This window comes from Brevundimonas sp. (assembly GCF_035626975.1).
Lineage (GTDB): Bacteria > Pseudomonadota > Alphaproteobacteria > Caulobacterales > Caulobacteraceae > Brevundimonas.
Genome location: NZ_DASPMQ010000004.1, coordinates 32,479 through 54,452 on the forward strand (window position 1 = coordinate 32,479; position 21,974 = coordinate 54,452).

The 21,974-nt window shown below is 70.3% G+C and carries 13 protein-coding genes; 5 read left to right on the forward strand and 8 right to left on the reverse strand.

Going from position 1 to position 21,974, the window contains the following annotated elements; all coding sequences use genetic code 11:
- Positions 1-26: 26 nt before the first annotated feature.
- From VEB62_RS00575 to VEB62_RS00600, 6 genes are all read right to left on the reverse strand, one after another.
- On the reverse strand, positions 27-1,241 hold the full coding sequence (locus VEB62_RS00575; RefSeq protein WP_324794438.1) for an MFS transporter: 1,215 nt from the start codon (positions 1,239-1,241) through the stop codon (positions 27-29).
- On the reverse strand, positions 1,238-2,284 hold the full coding sequence (locus VEB62_RS00580; protein ID WP_324794440.1) for a LacI family DNA-binding transcriptional regulator: 1,047 nt from the start codon (positions 2,282-2,284) through the stop codon (positions 1,238-1,240). Before VEB62_RS00580 ends, VEB62_RS00575 begins: the two co-directional genes overlap by 4 nt.
- Positions 2,285-2,355: 71 nt before the next feature.
- Positions 2,356-3,906, reverse strand: a complete 1,551-nt coding sequence (locus VEB62_RS00585; RefSeq protein ID WP_324794441.1) for a tryptophan halogenase family protein — start codon at positions 3,904-3,906, stop codon at positions 2,356-2,358.
- Entirely contained in the window at positions 3,903-5,420 is a 1,518-nt protein-coding gene (locus tag VEB62_RS00590) for a tryptophan halogenase family protein (protein WP_324794443.1), read from the reverse strand. The genes VEB62_RS00585 and VEB62_RS00590 overlap by 4 nt, the downstream gene beginning before the upstream one ends.
- A gap of 79 nt (positions 5,421-5,499) precedes the next feature.
- Complete coding sequence (locus VEB62_RS00595) at positions 5,500-8,631, reverse strand: TonB-dependent receptor (protein WP_414641968.1); 3,132 nt, start codon at positions 8,629-8,631, stop codon at positions 5,500-5,502.
- A 275-nt stretch (positions 8,632-8,906) separates the two neighbouring features.
- Complete coding sequence (locus VEB62_RS00600) at positions 8,907-11,420, reverse strand: glycoside hydrolase family 3 N-terminal domain-containing protein (protein WP_324794445.1); 2,514 nt, start codon at positions 11,418-11,420, stop codon at positions 8,907-8,909.
- A 313-nt stretch (positions 11,421-11,733) separates the two neighbouring features.
- Here VEB62_RS00600 and VEB62_RS00605 point away from each other — a divergent pair, with 313 nt between their 5' ends.
- From VEB62_RS00605 to VEB62_RS00625, 5 genes are all read left to right on the forward strand, one after another.
- Positions 11,734-15,366 carry a hydantoinase B/oxoprolinase family protein gene (locus VEB62_RS00605; protein WP_324794448.1) on the forward strand — a complete coding sequence of 1,211 codons (3,633 nt, stop codon included), beginning with the start codon at positions 11,734-11,736 and terminating at the stop codon, positions 15,364-15,366.
- A gap of 73 nt (positions 15,367-15,439) precedes the next feature.
- The gene (locus VEB62_RS00610; RefSeq protein WP_324794450.1) at positions 15,440-16,375 is read left to right on the forward strand and encodes a homocysteine S-methyltransferase family protein; all 936 of its coding nucleotides are present in this window, start codon (positions 15,440-15,442) and stop codon (positions 16,373-16,375) included.
- Between the two features lie 255 nt (positions 16,376-16,630).
- Positions 16,631-17,344, forward strand: coding sequence for a DUF969 domain-containing protein (locus VEB62_RS00615; RefSeq protein WP_324794452.1), 714 nt, complete (start codon positions 16,631-16,633; stop codon positions 17,342-17,344).
- The gene (locus VEB62_RS00620) at positions 17,341-18,309 is read left to right on the forward strand and encodes a DUF979 domain-containing protein (protein WP_324794453.1); all 969 of its coding nucleotides are present in this window, start codon (positions 17,341-17,343) and stop codon (positions 18,307-18,309) included. The genes VEB62_RS00615 and VEB62_RS00620 overlap by 4 nt, the downstream gene beginning before the upstream one ends.
- Positions 18,310-18,311: 2 nt before the next feature.
- On the forward strand, positions 18,312-19,316 hold the full coding sequence (locus VEB62_RS00625; RefSeq protein ID WP_324794454.1) for a DUF2891 domain-containing protein: 1,005 nt from the start codon (positions 18,312-18,314) through the stop codon (positions 19,314-19,316).
- Between the two features lie 7 nt (positions 19,317-19,323).
- Here the strand turns inward: VEB62_RS00625 and acs are convergent, their stop codons facing one another.
- Positions 19,324-21,282 (reverse strand): acetate--CoA ligase, encoded by a 1,959-nt coding sequence (gene acs, locus VEB62_RS00630; protein ID WP_324794455.1) that lies wholly within the window; start codon positions 21,280-21,282, stop codon positions 19,324-19,326.
- 54 nt (positions 21,283-21,336) lie between these two features.
- A complete protein-coding gene (locus VEB62_RS00635) occupies positions 21,337-21,957 on the reverse strand; it encodes a glutathione S-transferase family protein (RefSeq protein WP_324794457.1) in 621 nt (206 codons plus the stop codon).
- Between the last annotated feature and the right edge of the window lie 17 nt (positions 21,958-21,974).

The following is a 21,974-nucleotide window of genomic DNA, read 5'->3' on the forward strand; positions in this document are numbered from 1 at the left end:
CGCAAGAGTGGGACAGGGCGGTCCCGCTATCGCTCCCGCACGATGCTCACAAGCAGCGCCGCCAGCATGGCGAGGCCCGCGAGGAGCGCCATCAAGGGGCGAAACCCGCCCGCCTCCACGGTCGCATAGGCCAGGCCCGGCCCGAGGATCGACGGCAGGGTGTTGGTCAGATTGAGGACGCCGAGATCCCGCCCCCTGTGGTCCGGCGACGGCAGGAGCTGCATCGCATAGGTCGACTGCAGGGCCAGGAAGATGGCGCTGCTGATCGCGAACAGGCCGTAACCCCAGGCCGCGACGGCCCAATCCGGAAAGAGCGCCATCAGGACAAGACCGGCCGCGGAGGCCACGGCGGCGCCCTGCAGGAACGGCTTGCGCGCCCGCACGACGTCGGAAAGCCGTCCCAGCAGGATCGACAGCGGGACCGTCACGGCTGCGGCGAGGCCGCACAGCCACGCCACGCGAACCGCCATCCGGTCGGCCGCGAGCCTCTCCCCTGCGACCTCGACGGTCTCGAAATAGTAGAGGAGGTAGGCGAACAGGATGGCGCCGGCGACCTGGACAAGCAGGCGCGCGCCCCAGATGGCGGCGAGGTCGCGGGCCTTGCGGGCCCGGACGGCTGGCGCGGGGGCGATGAGCGGAGGCGCCGCCGCGCGGACACGGAAAACCAGCAGAAAGGGCGCTGCCAGGATCGCGACGAGCGCGACCGTCACGGCCAGCCGCGCCTCATGTGAAGGGGCGGTCATGACGAGCACGCCGCTGAGCGCGCCCAGCGGATAGGCGGCGCCCATCAGCCCGCCCAGCAGCCCCTTCTGCGAGTCCGGAACCTCGTCGGCGGCCAGCGCCGCCAACGGCGCCAGCATCAGGTTCAGACCGGTCTGGAACAGGGCGATCGCGGCGAGGATTCCGGTCAGGGAGTCGACCACGCCCAACAGGCCATACGAAGCGGCGGTGGCGACGAGACCCGCGACGATCCAGGGTCGGCGCCCGCCCGGGCCGCGGGCGTACCGGTCGCTGAGGGCGCCGGCCGCGATGTTGGCGATGCTGGCCGTCACGGCCCCGACGAGGACGGCCAGCGAGAGGGCGCCGACCTTGTCCCCAGGGCCAAGGGCGGCGATGCGCAGGGGCAGGAGCAGCGTCAGCAGCGGCGTATAGGCCACTACGCCGCCGCCCCAGGCCAGGGCGTAAAGCAGCAACCAGGCGGGCGGCCGTGGCGGATCGACCGGACCGCCGGCGCCGGTCACCGGCGTGGCCGGCCGGTCGAGCCCCGAACGGCGAAACCGAACGGCGTCACCATCTGCCCGGGCAAGTCCTCCGCCTTGGACTTGGCGCGGATCAGGAGGTCGGCCGCCGCCGCCGTCATCGCGGCGATCGGCTGGACGACCGCCGTCAGCGGCGGGTGGCTGAAACGCACGATCGGCGTGTCGTCGAAGCTGACGATCGAGAGATCCCCGGGCACGGCGAGGCCCGAGGCCTTGGCGACGGCGAGGGTGGCCAGCGCCATCTGGTCGTTGCTGGCCACGATGCCGGTGGGGGGTTCGGCCAGGGCCAGCATCTCTCTCGCGGCGGCCTCGCCGGAGCCATAGGTGAAGTCTCCGCGTCCGATCAGCGCCTCGTCGATCTCGAAGCCGCGGGACGTCAGCGCCGATCGATAACCGGCGAGGCGGGCGCTGCTGAGCGCGTATTCGTCGCTTCCGGTGATGAAACCGACGCGGCGATGGCCGAGGTCCAGCAGGTGGCTGGTCGCCGTTTCCGCCGCGCCGGCGTCGTTCATCGATATGGCGAAACCGGGACCCGGCGTCTCCGACCCGATCCGGGCGAAGGGCAGGCCCTGCCGGACGAGCAGTTCGGTGATCAGCGGATTGTCGGAATGCGGCGGCGTCAGGATCACCCCGTCCGGATGCAGGGCCGACAGCGCCGCCTGGACCTCCCGCTCGACCTGCGACGAGTGGGTGTCGATCAGCTCGAAGATCATCCGGTAGCCGGACTCGGCGCATCTCAGCATGCCGCCCAGAAGCATCTGGTCGACCCAGTCCGTCCCCTCCCCCGAGCGCCAGGCGTCGATGGTCCGGTCCCGGTCGTTCAGCGCCATCAGCAGATAGGAGCGCGACCCCCCCATGCGCCTCGCGGCGATGCTCGGGACATAGCCGAGCTTGGCGACCGCGGCATGGACCCGCTCTTTCACCTGCGGCCGGACGTTCGGGCCGTTGTTGATGACGCGCGAGACGGTCTGCAACGACACGCCCGCCTCGGCAGCCACATGCTTGATGGTGACGGCGCGGCGCAACGGTTCAGCCCCCAACCCTTACGGTCCCCGGTATTGTGTCAGGCTTCGCGGTGGCCCGGCAAGGGCGGGCCTCACGCCGACCGGACCGCCGGCTGCGGCGGCTCCGCGGCGCAATGGGCGGCGAGGAACTCGGCGTGGGTCGGCAGCCGGGACACCAGCCGCGCCAGCCCCTCCCGCGCGCCCTCCAGTTCGGCCGGGACGCGCGCGAACGGGATGCGGTCGACCAGCGGATGCCAGCTGCGCGGGACCACTCCCATGCCGTCCAGGATCGACTGCCAATTGACGTCCCGGAACAGCTCGTCGAGCCCCTCGGACAGCGCGCCGTTGACCTTGAACAGATCGATCCTGCGCTGGAGCGACGCCGGCAGCTCCATGGTCCGGCATTCCCGCCAGAAGGCCGTGTCGTCCCGCCGGGTCGTGCAATAGTGCAGGATGACGAAGTCGCGGATCTCCTCGTAGTCCGCCGTCATCCGCCGATTGTATTCGTCGATCAGATTCTGGTCGCAGTCGGCGTCGGGCAGGTAGCGGAAGAAGAAGTCCATGCCGCGATAGATCAGATGGATCGCGGTCGACTCCAGCGGCTCGATGAAGCCGCCGGCGAGGCCGAGCGACAGAACGTTCCGGCTCCAGATCTGTTTGCGCACGCCGGTCCGGAACGGCACCACCATGGGCGGGGCGACCGGCTCCCCCTCGACCTGGGCCATCAGGACGGCGGTCGCCTCGTCGTCGCTGAGGTGACGGCTGGAGAAGACGTGGCCGTTGCCGGTGCGGTGCTGCAGGGGAATGCGCCAGCGCCAGCCGTGATCCTGGGCATGCACCAGGGTGTAGGGCGCCGGCGGGCCGACGTTCTCGGTCTGGACGGCGATGGCGCGGTCGCACAACAGCCAGTGCGACCAGTCCTCGTGCTCGACCCCCAGGGCCTTGCCGATCAGCAGGGCGCGGAAGCCGGAGCAGTCGATGAAGAAGTCGGCCTCGACCGAACGGCCGTCCTTCAGTCGCAGCCGCTCCACGAAGCCGTCCGGCCGCGTCACCACGTCCTCGACCATGCCCTCGGTGCGCTTGACCCCGCGCGCCTCCGCGAAATCGCGCAGGTAGCGCGCGACCCGGGTGGCGTCGACGTGCAGGGCGTAGCTGGCCCCGGCGATCGGCGTGTTCGGGACCCGGAACGGCAGGGTGAACCGGCCTTCGCGGGCCATGACGCTGGCCGGGGCGAAGTCCTGCAGCCCGGCGGCGTAGCCGTGGCGCTTCGCCTTCAGCCACACCTGGTAGAAGTCGCTCAGTCCGACCGGCGCCCCGATCCCGCCGAAGGGATGGAAATAGCGCTCGCCCTTCTGCGACCAGTCACGGAACTCGATGCCCAGCTTGAAGCTGGCGCCCACGTCCCGGACGAATTCCTGCTCGTTGATCCCCAGCCGGGCCAGCAGCTGCAGGAACGGCGGCACGGTGGATTCGCCCACGCCGATCGTGCCGATGGCCTCGGACTCGACCAGTTCGATGTCGAACAGCTTGCCCTTGAAATGCTCGGCCATGACCGCCGCCGCGATCCAGCCGGCCGTGCCTCCGCCGACGATGCACACCTTCCTCAGCGGGCGACGGTTCGACGGATCCATGGGCGTGCTCATGCGGCGACCGGGGGCTGGAGGGACGACAGGAAGTCGGCGTGGGCGGGCGCCCCGGCCACGGTCTCGGCCACGGCTCGCCGCATCTCCGAGAGACTGCGCGACAGCTGGTCCGGATCGGCGGCGTCGACGGCCGGGTCGTAGCCGTCCGGCCAGACTCCGAAGCCGGCGTAGATGGCCAGCCAGCTGGCCGGGTGGAACATCTCCCAGCGGTAGCGGACGAACTGTCCGCGCGCCTTCCACAGGTCGAGCTTTCGCTGCAGCGTCCCGGGAATGGCGGCCTCTCGGCAGTCCCGCCAGAACGGCTCGTCGCGGCCGTTCAACTTGTAGTGCAGGACGATGAAATCGCGGGTCCGCTCCATCTCGCGCGCCGTCTGGTCGTTGAACTCCTCGAGCACGGGTGAGGCGAAGCGGCGATCGGGAAAGAAGGTCTTCAACCGGTCGATCGCGGTCTCGATCAGGGCGATGGAGGTGCTCTCAAGCGGCTCGAGGAAGCCCGACGACAGCCCGATCGAGACGCAGTTCTTCACCCAGGCGCGGCGACGGCGGCCCGGCCGGAAACCGATCCGCCGCGGCTCGGTCAGCGGACGCCCCATCAGGTTTGGCGTCAGGTCGGCGAGGGCCTGTTCGTCGGTGAGGTGGCGGCTGGAAAAGACGATGCCGTTGCCGGCCCGGTGGCGCAACGGGATGCCCCACTGCCAGCCCGACGGCCGGGCGGTCACCCGGGTGAAGGGCGCCGGGGCCTCGCCCGGGGCGTTCTCGCTCTGCACCGCGAAGGCGGCGTCGCAGAACAGCCACTGGCTCCAGTCCTCATAGGGTTCGGCCAGCGCCTCGCCGACCAGCAAAGCCCGGAAGCCGGAGCAGTCGACGAACAGATCGCCCTCGACCCGCCGGTCGTCGTCCAGGACCACGCCGCCGATGAAGCCGTCCTCCGGCCGCAGGTCGACGCCCCGGATGCGGGCGTCGATCCGCTCGCATCCGCCCGCCTCCGCATAGGCCCGCAGGTGCTGGGCGAAGGCGGTGGCGTCCAGGTGCAGGGCCCAGTCGAACACCGACAGGCTGGACGGCGGACGCGGCGACGGCGTGACGAACCGGCCCGCCTCCGCCAGCGACGCGCCCAGCGAATAGGCGCCCAGGGGCGCGGTCTGGCCCCGCGCCCGGTCGGCCAGCCAGAAATGGTGGAAGCCGATCCCCTTCAGGTCCTGGCCGTAGAGGCCGAACGGATGGATGAAGTCGGATCCCGGACCGGACCAGTCGCAAAAGCGGATTCCGAGCTTGCAGGTCGCCCCGGTCGCCCGCATCACCTCCGCGTCGCCCAGACCCAGCTGGGCGTAGAAGCGGCGGATCGTCGGGATGGTCGCCTCGCCGACGCCGATGGTCCCGATCCCGGAGGACTCCACCACCGTGATCTTCAGGGCCGTCCCGCGAAAATGCTGGACGAGCGCGGCCGCCGTCATCCAGCCGGCCGTGCCGCCGCCGACGATGACCACGCTCCGGATGCGGTGATCTGGATCCATCGGGGAAGCTTGCACCCAAAAGGCCGTCTGAAAAGTCGGCCGGCGACGTCTCCGTCGCCGGCCAGTCCTTCAGGGGACGCTAGAACCGGGCGCGAAGGCCCACGGAGTACCGCGGTTCGAACTGGTTGCGCGAATGGAACTGCTGCGCCCCCTCCTCGAACTCGAGATAATACTCCTCGATCTCGCCGAGGACGTTCGACCCGTTCAGATAGACGCTGATGATGTCGTTCACCTCGTAGGTGACGTTCACATCGACGTACTGCGCCGTGTCCTGGTAGATCGGGATCTGGCCGAAGGTGCCCGACAGCCGCGGGGTGCGGTAGTTGTAGGCGACCCGGGCCTGGAGCCGGTCGTCCTGGTACCAGACGGCGGCGTTCAGCTGGTATTTTGAGTTGTCCGGGAACGGCAGATCCTCGCCCGACAGATTGGTCGCGTTCTGCGAACTGTCGGAGTAGGTGACGCTGCCGTCGAAGCCGAAGTTCGACAGGAGCCCGCCGTCGGGCATGAAGTCGCTCATCGCGAGCTTGGCCCCGAGCTCGATCCCCTGCAGTTCCCCGCCCTCGCCCTGGACCGGGCGGTTGACCGGCACGATGCGGCGGATGACGCCGTCCTGGTCCGGGAACTGCCCGTCGTTGACGGTGGCGCGGGTGACGAAGCTCTCGATGTTCAGCTTGAACAGGGCGACGTTGAACAGCGTCCCGCGGCCCAGATAGTACTCAAGCGTCAGGTCGTAGTTGTCCGAGCGCCACGGATTGAGGTCGGGGTTGCCGTTGGCGCTCGCGCCGGTGACCCGGCGCACCCCGACCGGTGGAGCGGTCGGATCGGCCGGCGTGGGGCCCAGCGAATCGGCGGTCTGGATGGTGACGCCGCCGCCGTAGTTGCCCAGATCCAGCGGGATCATGGTCTTGTTGAAGGCCGCCCGCAGCCTCAGCCGGTCGTTGAAGTCCCAGGCCAGATTCACCGACGGCAGGACGTCGAAATAGTTGCGGCTGGAGAAGGTGTCGCCGACATCCAGATTGGTGTCGCCGTAGTTGCGCGTTTCCCCGGTCAGGTTCTGCCGCACGTCCATCTCGGTGCGGATCACCTTCAGGCCGACGTCGCCGTGCAGCGCGCCCAATTCGATGCCGGAGGTCAGATAGATGCTCTTCTCGACCAGGGCGACATCATAGCTGTTGCCCGGGATGATGACCGGATAGGCGCTGCCGAAGACCCGCTGCTGGAAGGCGGTGACATCGTCGAAGTCCCTCGGGTCGACGACCCAGACGCCGGGCAGGCCCTGGGTGATCGAGCCGTAGTCGTCGAGGAAGTAGACGTTGTTGTGCTCGTCCAGCTGCGTCGGCCGGTTGACGGTATAGCCCTGGAAGCAGGTCGGGGTGTTCGGCGCATTGCCGTCGCCGCAGTTCCCGGGCGTGGCGCCGACGGGCAGTGCCGGGTTGAAGGCCGGGTTGGGCACCATCTCCCCCGCCTGGCACTGGTTCTGGTTCATGACCACGTCGATGGCCTTCCACTGCGCCGAGCATCCGTTCGGATTGCTGGCCCCGTTCCCGGCGTAGAAGTCCGAGAACAGGTGGAAATTCTCGATCTCGACCTCGCGCTCCGAGAATCGTCCCCCGACGTCGATGCGGGTGACGAAGCCGAACAGGGGCGCTTCGTAGTCGTAGGAGCTGTCAACGCGGACCACGTCGAGCGTCGACTCGTTGCGCTGGTTGCCTTCGGACGAGAAGGCGGCGACCGCGTAGCTGTCGAGGTTCGACATATAGTCGGTCAGCGTGTGCCCGGCGCCCAGGCCGCCCGTGATCGGCTGGTCGAACTGGCTCCAGACCGTGTTCGAGCCTCCGATGTTCAGGTGGACCAGCGGATCCTGGCCGATGCCCAGCGGATTCGGATTGATGTAGCGGCCGCCGTTGGCGCCCACGACCCCGTTCGAATACTGCGAGGCCGGGTACAGGGCGGCGATCGACGCCGGGAAGAAGGGCCCGCGCGTCCGGTCGTTCGGGTCGCGGAACAGGGTGAACTGCCGGTCGGGCGAATACTGCCAGTTCGACAGGTCGCCCTGCACCTGGCCGTTCATGCTGAGCAGCGAGGCGTCGGCGTGGATCACGCGGCCCGAGACGCGCAGCGGCCCGCCGTTGTCGTAGTCGAGCTCCAGGTTGAGGTTCGTCGACTCGGTCTCGGTGACCCGGTTCACGGTGAACGAGTTCAGCCACCAGACGTCGAGGTCGTATTCCTCCACGTCGAGCCAGGGCTGGCCGTTCCCGCCGGTGACGCCGGTGGTTTCGAAGTCCGTCGGCGTGGTCCAGCCCAGCGCGCTCCAGCGGTTGGAGATGTTGAGGCCGGCCGCCCGGTTGTACTCCTTCTGATTGGTGTAGAAGGCCTCGCCGGTCAGGGTCAGGCCCTCCCCGATCTCCCACTGCAGGGCGCCGTTGAGGCTGTAGCGGTCGCGCTCGACCACGCGCCGGAAGCTGTCGTAGCCGTGGGGGGCGATCCAGTTGTCGCCGCCGCCGCCCCAGTCGTTGTTGCCGAACACGCCGCCGCTGACGCCGGAGTAGTTGTTGCCGAGATTGGACTGGCTCACGACCCCCGACAGCATCACGCCGAAGCCGTCGGTGCGCCAGTTGACCAGGCCGTTGAACAGGTAGTCGTCCTCGCCGGTGTCCTCGCCGGTGGCGTACTCCTGGGTCAGGGCGAAGGTGGTCCCGTAATCGAAGTCGAACGGCCGACGCGTGCGCAGGTCGATGGTGCCCGAGATGCCGGACAGGGCGTTGCGCGGGTCCATCGACTTGAAGACGACGATCGAGCTCATCAGCTGCGCCGGCACGTCGTTGAGGTTGGGCTGGGCGCTGCCGAGGTTGCCGGCGCTCAGATACTGCTCGCCGTTCAGCAGGGTGACCACCTGCGGCAGGCCGCGGATGTTCACCGTCGAGCCTTCGCCGGCGTTGCGCTGCACCTGGATTCCCGCGATGCGCTGAAGGGCGTCGGCCACGGTGACGTCCGGAAGCTTGCCGATATCCTCGGCGGAGATGGCGTCGACGATGGCGGTCGAGTCCCGCTTGATGTCGATCGACTGTTCCTGCGATCGGCGGATGCCGGTGACGATGACCTCTTCGACCTCGGTCGCCGTCGGATCGCCGGCGTCCTGCGCCAGGACCGGCCCCGAAAGCGCGCTGCTGGCCATCAACGCGCCCAGCCAGATAGTACGGTTCACTCGCATCGAACTTCCCCCTCTTCGCCGCCAAAAACCCTCGTTGCCGAAACGGGGCCGCCGGGGCAGGCACAGGGGACCGACGACCGCGGACACAGCCGCCATCGCAGCGCCGCAGTAATGGCGGCGCGGGGTTTCACGCCCGGTCAGGGGCGCGCTCCTGGGTTTCCTACCTCGAAGGTCTCCGCCTTCTGATATCAAACTAAGCACAGGTTGAGAGCGTTCACAACGCCTCGTTTTGATACATCGAATGCTTGGATTTCCAACCGTTTCGATCGTTGTTGCTATGCCACAGGGCAGTTCGCCGGGCCGACGTCCGGGCTCAGCCGAATCTCCGATACGGACACTGTCGCCGGGCCGGTGCTGGCCAGCACGAACGGGGTTTCCACCGCCTCGGCGCGAGGCTCCACGAAGCAGGACAGCCGCACCTTCCAGGTGCGCCACTCGCCCGCCGGCGCGGCAGCGAGTTCGTCCGTCAGATCCACCAGGACGCCCCCGAACCCGACCGACAGGGTCCCGGCGGGCGCGGCATCGATGCGATAGCGGAAGCTCAGGGCCAGGTCGCCGTTCACTTCGCGGCGAAGGTCGACCGGCGGGCCCCAGATCAGGGCGCGGGCGGGACCGGTGAAGGTCAGCCGCCGGCCGCTTTCCTGGGCGAGATCGTCGACGGCCCGCACGGACACTCCGCCGCGCGGACTCTCGGCGGCGGCCTCGCCGCCCAGCCGGGTCTGGCCGCCGGAATCCTCGAGGATCAGTGACCATGGCGGGTTGATCCGCCCATTGACCAGATACTGGTCCGCGCCGCCGGCGGCCGACGTCACGCCCGACTCCTCGGACAGGGTCGACGCCTCGGCGGGCCGGCCGTAGCTCAGTCCATAGCCGTAGGGGAACAGCGGATCGTAGCCCGGCTCGCCGCGGTTCAGGGGCCGGCCGGTCGCATCGCGGGGCCAGCTGAACGACAGCACGCCGGAGAAGTCGTGCCGGGCGGCGCCGGCCGCGTCCCCGACCAGGACGTCGGCGACCCCGCCGCCTTCCGTTCCCGGCAGCCAGGCGGCGACGAAGGCGTCCGAGGCGTTGATCTCGGGATTGACCCACATCGGCCGGCCCGAGAGGAAGACCGAGACCGTGGGCACGCCCGCGGCCTTGAGCCGCCGCAGAATGGCCAGCGGCTCCTCCGGGACGAAATCCAGGGTGCGCAGGTCGCCCAGGAACTCGGCATAGGGCGTCTCGCCGAACACCACGATGGCCACGTCGGGCTTCTCATCGAAGGCCCCGTCCGCGCTCAGGGTCGCCGAGCCGCCCGCCGCCGTCACCGCCTCGTTCAGTCCGGCCCAGATCGACTGGCCGCCGGGAAAATGATCATTGGTGTTGCCCGTCCCCTGCCAGCTCAGGGTCCAGCCGCCCGCCGCCTGGCCGATGTCGTCGGCCGCCGTTCCGGCCACCAGCACGCGCGCGCCGGCTGCGATCGGCAGGACGCCGCCCTCGTTCTTCAGCAGGACCAGCGACTCGCGCACCGCCTGCCGGGCCAGCGCCCGGTGGGCCGGCGAGCCGAGATGCTGAAGCTGCCCCTCGACCGGACGTTCCTCGCGGAACACCCCGGCCTTGACCTTGGCCCGGAGGATGCGCCGCACGGCCTCGTCGAGCCGGGCCATGGGGATCTCGCCCGACCGCACCTGGGCCAGGGTGTTCTGGTACAGCGGCCGCCAGCTGTCCGGTGCCATGAACATGTCGATGCCGGCGTTGAAGGCGGCGGCGCAGCTCTCGTTGGAGCAGCCCGGCAGCTGGCCGTGGGCGTTCCAGTCCGAGACGACGAAACCGTCGAAGCCGAGCGGTCCGCGCAGCACGTCGGTCAGCAGCGTCGCGTTGCCGGAGTGCTTGACCCCGTTCCAGCCGGAGAAGCTGGCCATGACCGACAGCACGCCGGCGTCGATCGCCTGCACATAGCCGCCGAGGTGGATGTCGATCAGCTGCTGCTCGGAACCGGAGAAATCGCCCTGGTCCCGCCCGCCGTCGGTGCCGCCGTCTGCCAGGAAATGCTTGGCCGAACCGGCGATCCGGCCCGGCTGCAGCGGACCGTCGGGGCTCAGCGCCCCCTGCAGGCCGAGCGTCAGGGGGCCGGCGTAGGCGCGCTGCACCTCCGGATCCTCCGAATAGCCCTCATAGGCGCGGCCCCAGCGGTCGTCGCGCGGCACGGCCAGGGTCGGGCCGAAGGTCCAGTCGGCGCCGGTGACGGCGACTTCCAGCGCCGTCGCCTCGCCGATCCGGCCGATCAGCTCCGGATTGCGGGTCGCGCCCAGGCCGATGTTGTGCGGGAAGATGGTGGCGCCGACCACATTGTTGTGCCCGTGCACGGCGTCGATGCCGAAGATCAGCGGCACGCGGGCCCCCGGCCGCTCCGCCGCGGCCGCCCGGAACGCTCTCGCCAGATCGACCCATCCTTGCGGATCGCCCCGCTCCTCGCCCCCCGGCCCGGAATTGCCGCCGGCCAGGATGGAGCCCAGCGGATAGTCGCGCAGGTCTTCCGGGCGGATCGATCCGATGTCGGCCTGGATGGTCTGGCCGACCTTCTCTTCGACCGTCATCCGGCCCATCAATTCCGTGACGAACGCCTCGGTGGCCGCATCGCTCATGGCCTCCGGGGAGCCGGCCCGGGGCCAGAGCGCCGGCGTCGCCCGGGCGGCCGCCGCCGTGTCCGGTGACGGGGTGGGAGACGGGGCGGCGGACTGGGCCGCGGCGGGCGATCCGAGGGCGAGGCCCGCTGCCGCCACAAGGGCCAGGGCCGAGACTGAACTGCGCATTTCGTTCTCCGATCCGACAGCGAGCCCGCGACGGGTGTCGGCAGCGGCGAACGCGACATAGCCGTGGTTTCCCCGGCGACGCGCCCCTGCCTGCCTGCGTTTCTCCCCGAGGACTCCGCCTCCTGACGCCAAGGAGAGCACAGATTGTGAGCGTTCACAATCGGGGCCGGACCGGGCCGGAAAGGTCGCCATCGCGCCCGGGATGGTCGCTGGGGGCCGGACGGAAGGTTGCCGTTGGACGGACCGCCCCGCACCCGGCTATTTGCATGGCTCAAGCATGGCCCTGCCGGGCTCAACCCGCCGGAGCGATCCCATGAGTGCGCCCTCGATCCTCGCTCGCGACGGCTGGCGCTTCTGGATCGACCGCGGCGGCACCTTCACCGACATCGTGGCGCGTGCGCCCGACGGGCGGCTCGAGACCCGCAAGCTGCTGTCCGACAACCCGGAACAATACGCCGACGCCGCCGTGGAGGGCGTGCGCCGCATCCTGGGCGCCGACCCGGGGCCGTTGCCGGCGGGCCGGGTGGACAGCATCCGCATGGGTACGACGGTGGCGACCAACGCCCTGCTGGAACGCAAGGGCGAGCCGACCCTGCTGGCGATCACCCGCGGCTTCGGCGACGCGCTGCGCATCGGCTGGCAGAGCCGCCCCGACATCTTCGCCCGCCACATCGTTCTGAACGACCAGTTGTACGATCGGGTGGCCGAGATCGGCGAACGCGTCCGCGCCGACGGTACGGTCGAACAGCCGCTCGACGAGGACCGGGCCCGCGCCGACCTGACCGCCGCCCACGCCGCCGGCCTGCGCGCCGTCGCCATTGTCCTGATGCACGGCTGGCGTTTCACCGCGCATGAGAGACGCCTGGCCGAAATCGCCCGCGAGGTCGGCTTCGAACAGATCTCGGTCAGCCATGAGGTCGGGGCCCTGATCAAGCTGATCGGGCGCGGCGACACCACGGTGGCTGACGCGTATCTGTCACCGGTCCTGCGCGCCTATGTCGACCGTGTCGGCGCCGACCTGGGGGAGGCGACGCCCCTGCTGTTCATGCAGTCCAGCGGCGGCCTGACGGCGGCCGGAGCCTTCCGGGGCAAGGACGCCATCCTGTCGGGACCGGCGGGCGGCGTGGTCGGCATGGCGCAGACCGCGCGGGCGGCCGGGTTCGACCGCGTCATCGGCTTCGACATGGGCGGCACCTCCACCGACGTCTCCCATTTCGCCGGCGACTATGAGCGGACCTCTGACGCCGTCGTGGCCGGGGTCCGGCTGCGCGCGCCGATGCTCAGCATCCATACGGTGGCCGCGGGCGGCGGCTCGATCTGCCGCTTCGACGGCTCGCGCCTCCGCGTCGGCCCCGAGTCCGCCGGCGCCGTGCCGGGACCGGCCGCCTATCGCCGCGGCGGGCCCCTGACCGTCACCGACTGCAATGTCATGCTCGGCAAGCTGCGGCCCGACCAGTTCCCCGCCGTCTTCGGCCCCCACGGCGATCAGCCGCTGGACGCCGACGCCGTGCGCGAGCGGTTCGAGGCCCTCGCCGCCGAGGTGGCCCGCGCCACGGGCCGCGAGACGACGCCCCAGGCGCTCGCCGAAGGCTTCGTCACCATCGCGGTCCAGCACATGGCCGAGGCGATCAAGTCGGTCTCGATCCAGCGGGGCTACGACGTGACCCGCTATGTGCTGAACTGTTTCGGCGGGGCCGGGGGGCAGCACGCCTGCCTCGTCGCCGACGCCCTCGGCATGACCCGGGTGATGCTGCACCCCTTCGCCGGCGTCCTGTCGGCATACGGCATGGGGCTGGCGGACGTCCGGGCCATCCGGCAGGCCACCGTCGCTGCGCCGCTCGAAACCGCCGGCGACGGGGCCCTGGGCCGACGGGCCGACGCCCTGACCGCCGAGGCGCGGGGCCTGTTGAGGGCCCAGGGATTCGCCGCGAGTTCGATCGCCACCCTCATCCGCGCCGAGATCAAGTTCGCCGGCTCGGACACCCCCCTGACCGTGCCGTTCGGCCCGGCCGACGCCATGCGGGCGGCGTTCGAGACCTTGCACCGCCGGCGTTTCGGCTTCTTCGCCGGGGACAGGAAGCTGGTGGTGGAAACCCTCGAAGCCGAAGCCGTGGCCGCCTCGGACCAGGCCGCGTCCCCGCCCTTCACGGACGAAGCCGCCGGAGAGCCCGCCGCCGTCGCCCGCGTTCCGGTGCGGATGGCGGGCGTCGACCACGACACGCCCGTCTATCGCCGTGACGCCTTCGGTCCCGGCGCCGCCGTCGACGGGCCCGCCGTCATCCTCGAAGACACCGGCACCACCGTGCTGGAACCGGGCTGGCGCGCCACGGCCGACGACGCTCTCAACCTGATCCTCGTCCGCACCACCGCCCTCCCCCCGCGCACGGCGCTGGGCACGGACGCGGACCCGATCATGCTGGAGGTGTTCAACAGCCGCTTCATGGCCGCGGCCGAACAGATGGGCGAGGCCCTCCAGGCCACGGCCTGGTCGGTCAACATCAAGGAGCGGCTCGACTTCTCCTGCGCCGTCTTCGACGCCACCGGTGCCCTGATCGCCAACGCGCCCCACATCCCGGTGCATCTGGGCTCGATGGGCGAGAGCATCCGCACCGTGATCCGCTCGCGCGGCGGCGGCGCGGACGGCCGGGGCATGAAGCGCGGTGACGTCTACATGCTGAACGCGCCGTACAACGGCGGCACCCACCTGCCCGACATCACGGTCATCATGCCGGTCTTCCTCGAAGCCGACGAGACGCCCGCCTTCTTCGTCGCCGCCCGGGGCCACCATGCCGACGTCGGCGGGATCACGCCCGGATCGATGCCGCCGTCGTCGAGGACGGTCGAGGAGGAAGGCGTGCTGATCGACGACTTCCTGCTCATCGACGCCGGGCGGCTGAGGGATGCGGAAACCCGGGCCCTGTTCGCCTCGGGCCGCTATCCGTCCCGCAACGTCGATCAGAACCTGGCCGACCTCAAGGCCCAGGTCGCCTCCTGCGCGCGCGGCGCCGACGAACTGGCCCGGATGATCGCCGAGTTCGGGCGCGACGTGGTCGCCGCCTACATGGGCCATGTCCAGAACAACGCCGAGGAGGCCGTGCGCCGCGCCATCGCGGCCCTGAAGCCCGGCGCCTTCGCACTGGAGATGGATGACGGCGCGGTCATCCGGGTCCGGATCGACGTGGACGCCGGGGCCCGCAGCGCCGTCGTCGACTTCACCGGGACCAGCGACCAGCGCCCCAACAATTTCAACGCGCCCCTGTCGATCACCCGGGCCGCGACCCTTTATGTGTTCCGCACCCTGGTGGACGACGCCATCCCGCTGAACGAAGGCTGTCTGAAGCCGATCCGGCTGATCGTGCCGGAGGGCTCGATGCTCAACCCCCGCTATCCGGCCGCTGTCGTCGCCGGCAACGTCGAGACCAGCCAGGCCGTGGTCGACGGCCTGTACGGCGCGCTGGGCGTGCTGGCCGCCAGCCAGGGCACGATGAACAACTTCACCTTCGGCGACGACGCCCGCCAGTACTACGAGACCATCGCCGGCGGCTCGGGCGCGGGCCCCGGCTTCGACGGCGCCGCAGCGGTCCAGACTCACATGACCAACAGCCGCCTGACCGACCCCGAGGTTCTGGAAACCCGCTTCCCGGTCCTGCTCGAGGAATTCTCGATCCGGCGGGGCTCGGGCGGAGACGGGGCCAGCCGGGGCGGCGACGGCGCGATCCGGCGGGTGCGCTTCCTCGAACCCCTGACGGCGGCCATCCTGTCCAACCGTCGGCGCGTTCCGCCGTTCGGAGCCGCCGGGGGCGAAGACGGGGCGGTCGGGGTCAACCGCGTCGAGCGGGCCGACGGGTCGCGCGAGGCCCTCGGTTCGACGGCCGAGATCCGGATGGCGCCCGGCGACGTCTTCGTCATCGAGACGCCGGGCGGCGGCGGTTTCGGAAAGGCCTGAAGCTTGGCCTGACTGGTCAGCCGCGTCCGCCTGCGGTAATTCTGCGGCGGCTCAGGTTCCGGGAAATACCTTCATGCCCCCTGCGATGCTTCCGCAGCTCGACAGGCCGTTTCTAACCGACGGCGGCCTCGAGACCGACATCCTCTTCAACCGCGGCATCGACCTGCCGCATTTCGCGTCGATCACCCTGCTCCAGAGCGAGGAAGGCCGGCGCGCGCTCGACGACTACTTCCGCGGCTTCCTGGAGTTGGCCAGGCGTACGGGAACCGGCTTCATCCTCGAGAGCGCCACCTGGAGGGCCAGTCGTGATTGGGCCGAGCCGCTCGGGATGTCCCCGGACGAGCTGGACGCGCTCAACCGCGAAGCCATCGCCATGTTGCTTCGGCTGCGGCAGGCGCACGGTTCGGCGGCGACCCCGGTCGTCGTCAGCGGCTGCATCGGCCCGCGCGGCGACGGCTACGAACCCGGCCGCGTCATGAGCGTCAACGAGGCCGAGACCTACCATGCCCGTCAGGCCGGCGTGCTGACCGATGCTGGTGCGGACATGCTCACGGCCATCACCATGACCAACGTCCCGGAAGCGGTCGGGGTGACGCGCGCGGCGCAGGCGCTCGGGGCGCCGGTGGCGATCAGCTTCACCGTCGAGACGGACGGCCGGCTTCCGGCCGGCGACCGGCTCGCCGACGCCGTCGCGGCCATCGACCGGGCCACCGGAACCTATCCGGCCTACTACATGATCAACTGCGCGCACCCGACCCACTTCGCCTCGTCGCTTGAGGATGGCGCCGAATGGACCTCGCGTGTTCGGGGCGTGCGCGCCAACGCCTCGCGTTGCAGCCATGCGGAACTGGACGCCATGACTGAGCTCGACGCCGGCGATCCGGCGGAGCTGGCGGCGCAGCATCGCGAGCTGCGTCGGCGGTTTCCAGGCCTGACGGTCCTGGGAGGCTGCTGCGGCACGGACCTTCGTCATGTCACCGCGATCGCGGAGGCCTGCCTGACAGGCTAGCGGACGGCTCACAGCCCCTTCGCCGGAATACGAACCGCGCAACTCTCTGCGCCGAACTGAGGGGACGGCCGAGATCGGATGGCGCTCGGCGAGCCCTTCCTCATCGAGACGCCGGGCGGCGGCGGTTTCGGAAAAGGCTGAAGCGCCCACTTTGTCATCCGGTACGCCGGGCAACGACCCATTGTTCACTGGACCTCCCCTTCCCCGGGACGCCAAACCGCGCAACTCTTGCCCTCAAACGGGGGAGACCAATCCATGTGGGTGTTGCTGGGCATAGCGGTGCTGGTCGCCGGCTTCGTGGCGCGGCTCAATCCGCTGGCGGTGATCCTGGTCGCGGCGGTCGTCACCGGAACGGCGGCGGCGATCGCCCCGGGCGTCGGGCTCGCCGAACTGGGAGCGGCGGCCCTCGACACCGTCGCCGCCTTCGGCAAGGCCTTCAACGATTACCGCTACATCAGCGTCATCTGGCTGGTGCTGCCGCTCATCGGCCTGCTGGAACGCTTCGGCCTGCAGGAGCAGGCCCGCGCCCTCGTCGGCAAGGTCCGCTCCGCCACCACCGGGCGCATCCTGCTGGCCTATTTCGTCCTGCGCCAGATCAGCGCCGCGGCCGGGCTGACCAAGCTGGGCGGCCATCCCCAGATGGTCCGGCCGCTGATCGCGCCCATGGCCGAGGCGGCGGCCGAGGCCCGCTACGGCGATCTGCCCGACGCCCTGCGCTGGCGCATCCGGGCCCACGCCGCCGCGGTCGACAACATCGCGCTGTTCTTCGGCGAGGACATCTTCTTCGCCATCGCCTCGATCCTGCTGATCAAGGGCTTCCTCGAGGCCAACGGCATCCTGCTCGAGCCGTGGCAGCTGGCCGTCTGGGCCATCCCGACCGCCGTCTGCGCCCTCGTCATCCACGGAGCGCGGCTGATCCGGCTCGACCGCTCGATCGCCCATGAGGCCGGACAGGAGAGCGGCCAATGATCACGCTCGACTGGGTCTACATCTTCGCCGGCCTGACCTTCGCCGCCTTCTCGGTCCTGACCGTGCTCGACCGCGAGCACCCCCGGCGGTTCGGCACGGCCGCCTTCTGGGGCCTGCTCGCCGTCAGCTTCCTGTTCGGGTCGTATCTGGGAGACCTCGGCAACGGTGTGCTGGTGCTGGCCCTCGCCGCCCTGGCCGGCTTTCGCCTGCTGGGCCAGAGCCGGCCGCACACCACCACGCCTGAAGAGCGCGCCGCCAGCGCCGGACGGCGCGGCAACTGGCTGTTCGTTCCGGCCCTGATGATCCCGGCCGTCGCCATCCTGGGCGTTCTGGTGCTCGAGAAGATCTCGATCCTGGGCGTCCCCCTGTTCGGGGCCGAGCAGCCGACGATCATCGCCCTGGGACTGGCGGTGGCCATCGCCCTGGCCATCGCCATGGTCTGGTTGCGGCCGCCGCTGCTGGCCCCCTTGCGGGAGGGGCGGCGGCTGATGGACTCGGTCGGCTGGGCCGGCATCCTGCCCCAGGCGCTGGCGGCGCTGGGGGCGGTGTTCGTCATCGCCGGGGTCGGCGACCGCATCGGCGAGCTGTTCGCCAGCTACCTGCCGCTGGACACGCGCCTGCTGGCGGTGGTCGCCTACTGCGGGGGCATGGCGCTGTTCACCTTCATCATGGGCAACGCCTTCGCGGCCTTTCCGGTGATGACCGCCGCCGTCGGCCTGCCGCTGGTGGTGATGCAGTTCGGCGGCAATCCGGCGATCGTCTGCGCCATCGGCATGCTGTCGGGCTTCTGCGGCACCCTGACCACGCCCATGGCGGCCAATTTCAACGTGGTGCCCGCCGCCCTGCTCGACCTGCCGGACCGCGACGCGGCGTTCAACGGAGTCATCCGGGCGCAGTTGCCGACCGCCGCCGCCCTGCTCGTGATCAACATCGTCCTGATGTACCTCCTGGCCTTCCGGTTCTGAGCATGAGCGAACGCCTCACCCCGGAGATCGCCGCCCGCTTCGCCCGCACCGCGCTGGGCCATGTCGCCCGCGAGTATCCGAACAAGATGGATCACGTCCTCGCCGGCCCCGGCGACGTACAGGGACCGCGCGCCCTGCACCCGATCTTCTTCGGCAGCTTCGACTGGCATTCCTGCGTCCACGGATGGTGGACGCTGTTCACCCTGGCGCGCCTGTATCCCGATATGCCCGAGGCCGGGCGGATCCGCATGCTGGCCGACGACCTGTTCACGCCGGAGAACGTCGCCGCCGAGACCGCCTACCTCGCCCGTCCCGAAAGCCGGGGGTTCGAGCGGCCCTACGGCTGGGCCTGGCTGCTGATGCTCGCGGCCGAGCTGGAGCGGCACGGCGACGGCCGGGCCGACACGCTGCGCCCCCTGACGCTGGCCTTCGCGGGGCGGTTCACGGACTTCCTGCCCCTGGCCGACTATCCGGTCCGGGTCGGCACCCACTACAACACCGCCTTCGCCCTGCGGCTCGCGCTCGACTACGCCGAAGGCGCCCGGGGCGAGGCCCTCGGCGCCCTGTGCCGGGACCGCGCCCTGCGCTGGCATGCGGCCGACCGCGACTGCCCGGCGTGGGAGCCGTCGCAGGACGAGTTCCTGTCGCCGTCCCTGATGGAGGCCGTGCTGATGCGGCGGGTGATGGCGCCGGACGCCTTCGCCCAGTGGTTCGACGCCTTCCTGCCCCGGCTGGACCGGCGCCAGCCCGCGACCCTGTTCCAGCCGGCCGGCGTCAGCGACCGCTCGGACGGCAAGATCGCGCATCTCGACGGGCTGAACCTGAGCCGGGCGTGGTGCTGGCGGGAGATCGCCTCGGCCCTGGCTCCGGACGATCGGCGCCGCGCCATCGCGCTGGAGGCCGCACAGGTGCATCTGGACGCCGCCCTGCCCCATGTGACCGGCGACTATATGGGCGAGCACTGGCTGGCCAGCTTCGCCCTGCTGGCGTTTCTGGCCGGGGCGTAGGAGGCGGTCAGGCGCCCGCCGCGCCGGCCCGGTTCCGCACCAGATCCTCGACCACGGCCGGATCGGCCAGGGTCGAGGTGTCGCCCAGGGCGTCGACCTCGTTCTCGGCGATCTTCCTCAGGATGCGCCGCATGATCTTGCCCGAGCGCGTCTTGGGCAGGCCCGGCGCCCACTGGATCACGTCCGGCGCCGCGATCGGGCCGATCTCGGAGCGGACCTGGGCGACCAGGTCCTTGCGCAGCGCCTCCGTCGGCTCGACGCCGGCGTTCAGCGTCACATAGGCGTAGATGCCCTGCCCCTTGATGTCGTGCGGGAAGCCGACCACCGCCGCCTCCGCCACCGCCTCGTGCAGCACCAGGGCGCTCTCGACCTCGGCGGTGCCCATGCGATGGCCCGAGACGTTGATGACGTCGTCCACCCGCCCCGTGATCCAGTAATAGCCGTCCTCGTCGCGGCGGCAGCCGTCGCCGGTGAAATACTTGCCGGGATAGGCGGCGAAATAGGTGTCGAAGAACCGGCCGTGGTCGCCCCAGACGGTGCGCATCTGGCCCGGCCAGCTGTCGGTGATGACCAGATTGCCCGAGGCGGCGCCCTCCAGCACCGCGCCGTCGGCGTCGACCAATTCCAGCTCCACGCCCGGCAGCGGCTTGGTCGCCGACCCCGGCTTCAGGTCGGTCGCGCCCGGCAGGGGCGACACCAGAATGCCCCCCGTCTCGGTCTGCCACCAGGTGTCGACGATAGGGCAGCGGCCCTCGCCGACCACCTCGTGATACCAGCGCCAGGCCTCCGGGTTGATCGGCTCGCCGACGCTGCCCAGCAGGCGCAGCGAGGCGCGCGACGTCGCCTTCACCGGTTCGTCCCCCTCGCGCATCAGGGCCCGCAGCGCCGTCGGCGCCGTGTAGAAGATCTCGACCCTGTGCTTGTCGATCACCCGCCAGAACCGGCCGTGGTCGGGATAGTTCGGCACGCCCTCGAACATCAGCGTCGTCGCGCCGTTGGCCAGCGGGCCATAGACGCAATAGCTGTGGCCGGTGACCCAGCCCACGTCGGCGGTGCACCAGAACACCTCGCCCGGGCGATAGTCGAACACCAGCTCGTGGGTCCACGCGGCCCAGAACAGATAGCCGCCCGTGGTGTGCAGCACCCCCTTGGGCTTTCCGGTCGAGCCCGAGGTGTAGAGGATGAACAGCGGGTCCTCGGCCTTCATCGGCTCGCAGGGGCAGTCGTCGCTGACGCCGCGCTTGGCCTCGCCGTAGCGCACGTCGCGGCCCTCGACGATCGGGATGTCGGCGTTGGTGTGCGAGACGATCAGCACCTTTTCGACGAGGACGCCGGCCTCCTTCCTGAGCGCGGCGTCGACATTGGCCTTGAGCGGCACCCGCTTGCCCCCGCGCAGGCCCTCGTCGGCGGTGATCACCACCTTCGAGCCGCAGTCCTCGATCCGGCCCGAGAGGCTGTCGGGCGAGAAGCCGCCGAACACCACCGAATGCACCGCCCCGATCCGCGCGCAGGCCAGCATGGCCACGGCCGCGGCCGGGATCATCGGCAGGTAGATCGTTACCCGGTCGCCCTTCGCGACGCCCAGCCCCTTGAGCACATTGGCCATGCGGCAGACTTCGCGGTGCAGCTCGCCATAGCTCAGCTTGCCGGACTGGTTGGGGTCGTCGCCTTCCCAGATGATCGCCGTTTCGTCGCCGCGCGCCTCCAGATGCCGGTCGAGGCAGTTCCACGCAACATTCAGCACCCCGTCCTCGAACCAGCGGATGCGGAAGTCGGCCCTGTCGAACGACACGTCCTTGATCCGGGTCGGCGGCGTCACCCAGTCCAGCCGCCGGGCCTGCTCGCTCCAGAAGGCGTCCGGCCGCTCGCGCGCTGCGGCCCGCGCCCCGTCATAGCCGGCGGCGTTCATGCGGGCGCGCTGCGCCCATTCGGAGGGAACGGGATAGACGTCGGGCTGGTCGGTCATGCGGCGGGATGCTGCCCCCGGAGCCTGCCCGGGTCAACGCACGGGCTGGACCGGTCAGGTTCCCGCCTTCGCCGCCGGGCGCGCGCGGCAGGCCTCGAGCCAGCGCGCCAGATGGACGAACTCCTCGGGCGGCCGGTAGCGGACCAGCCTCGCGAAATCCAGGCCGACCACGGCGACGATGTCGGCGATGGTGAAACGGTCCAGGGCGATGAACTCGCGCTCGGCCAGATGGCGGTCCAGCGTCTTCATGAAGCGCTCGGCCGCCACCCGGTTGTACTCGGCCACCTGCGGCAGCTGGGTCGCCTCCAGCGCCGCCAGGGCGGGATGGGAGTGGCGCACGCTGAGCATGATCGGATTGGCCAGATAGAACTCCGCCCGGCGGGTCCACATCTCGACGATGGCCTGCTCGCGCGCGTCATGGCCGAACAGGTTCGGCTCCGGATACAGCGCCTCCAGATAGCGGCCGATGGCCACCGACTCCGAGATCGCGGTGCCGTCGTCGAGCGTCAGCGACGGCAGGTGCGGCACGCCGACCCGGGCGCGGTATTCCGCCGTCCTGTGCTCGCCGGTCAGGATGTCGACCTCGACCAGCTCGACGTCCTCGATGCCCTTCTCGGCCATGACCCAGCGCACCCGCCTCGGGTTGGGGGCGCGGCGGGAGGTGTAGAGCTTCATCGGTCAGGTCTCCGGCG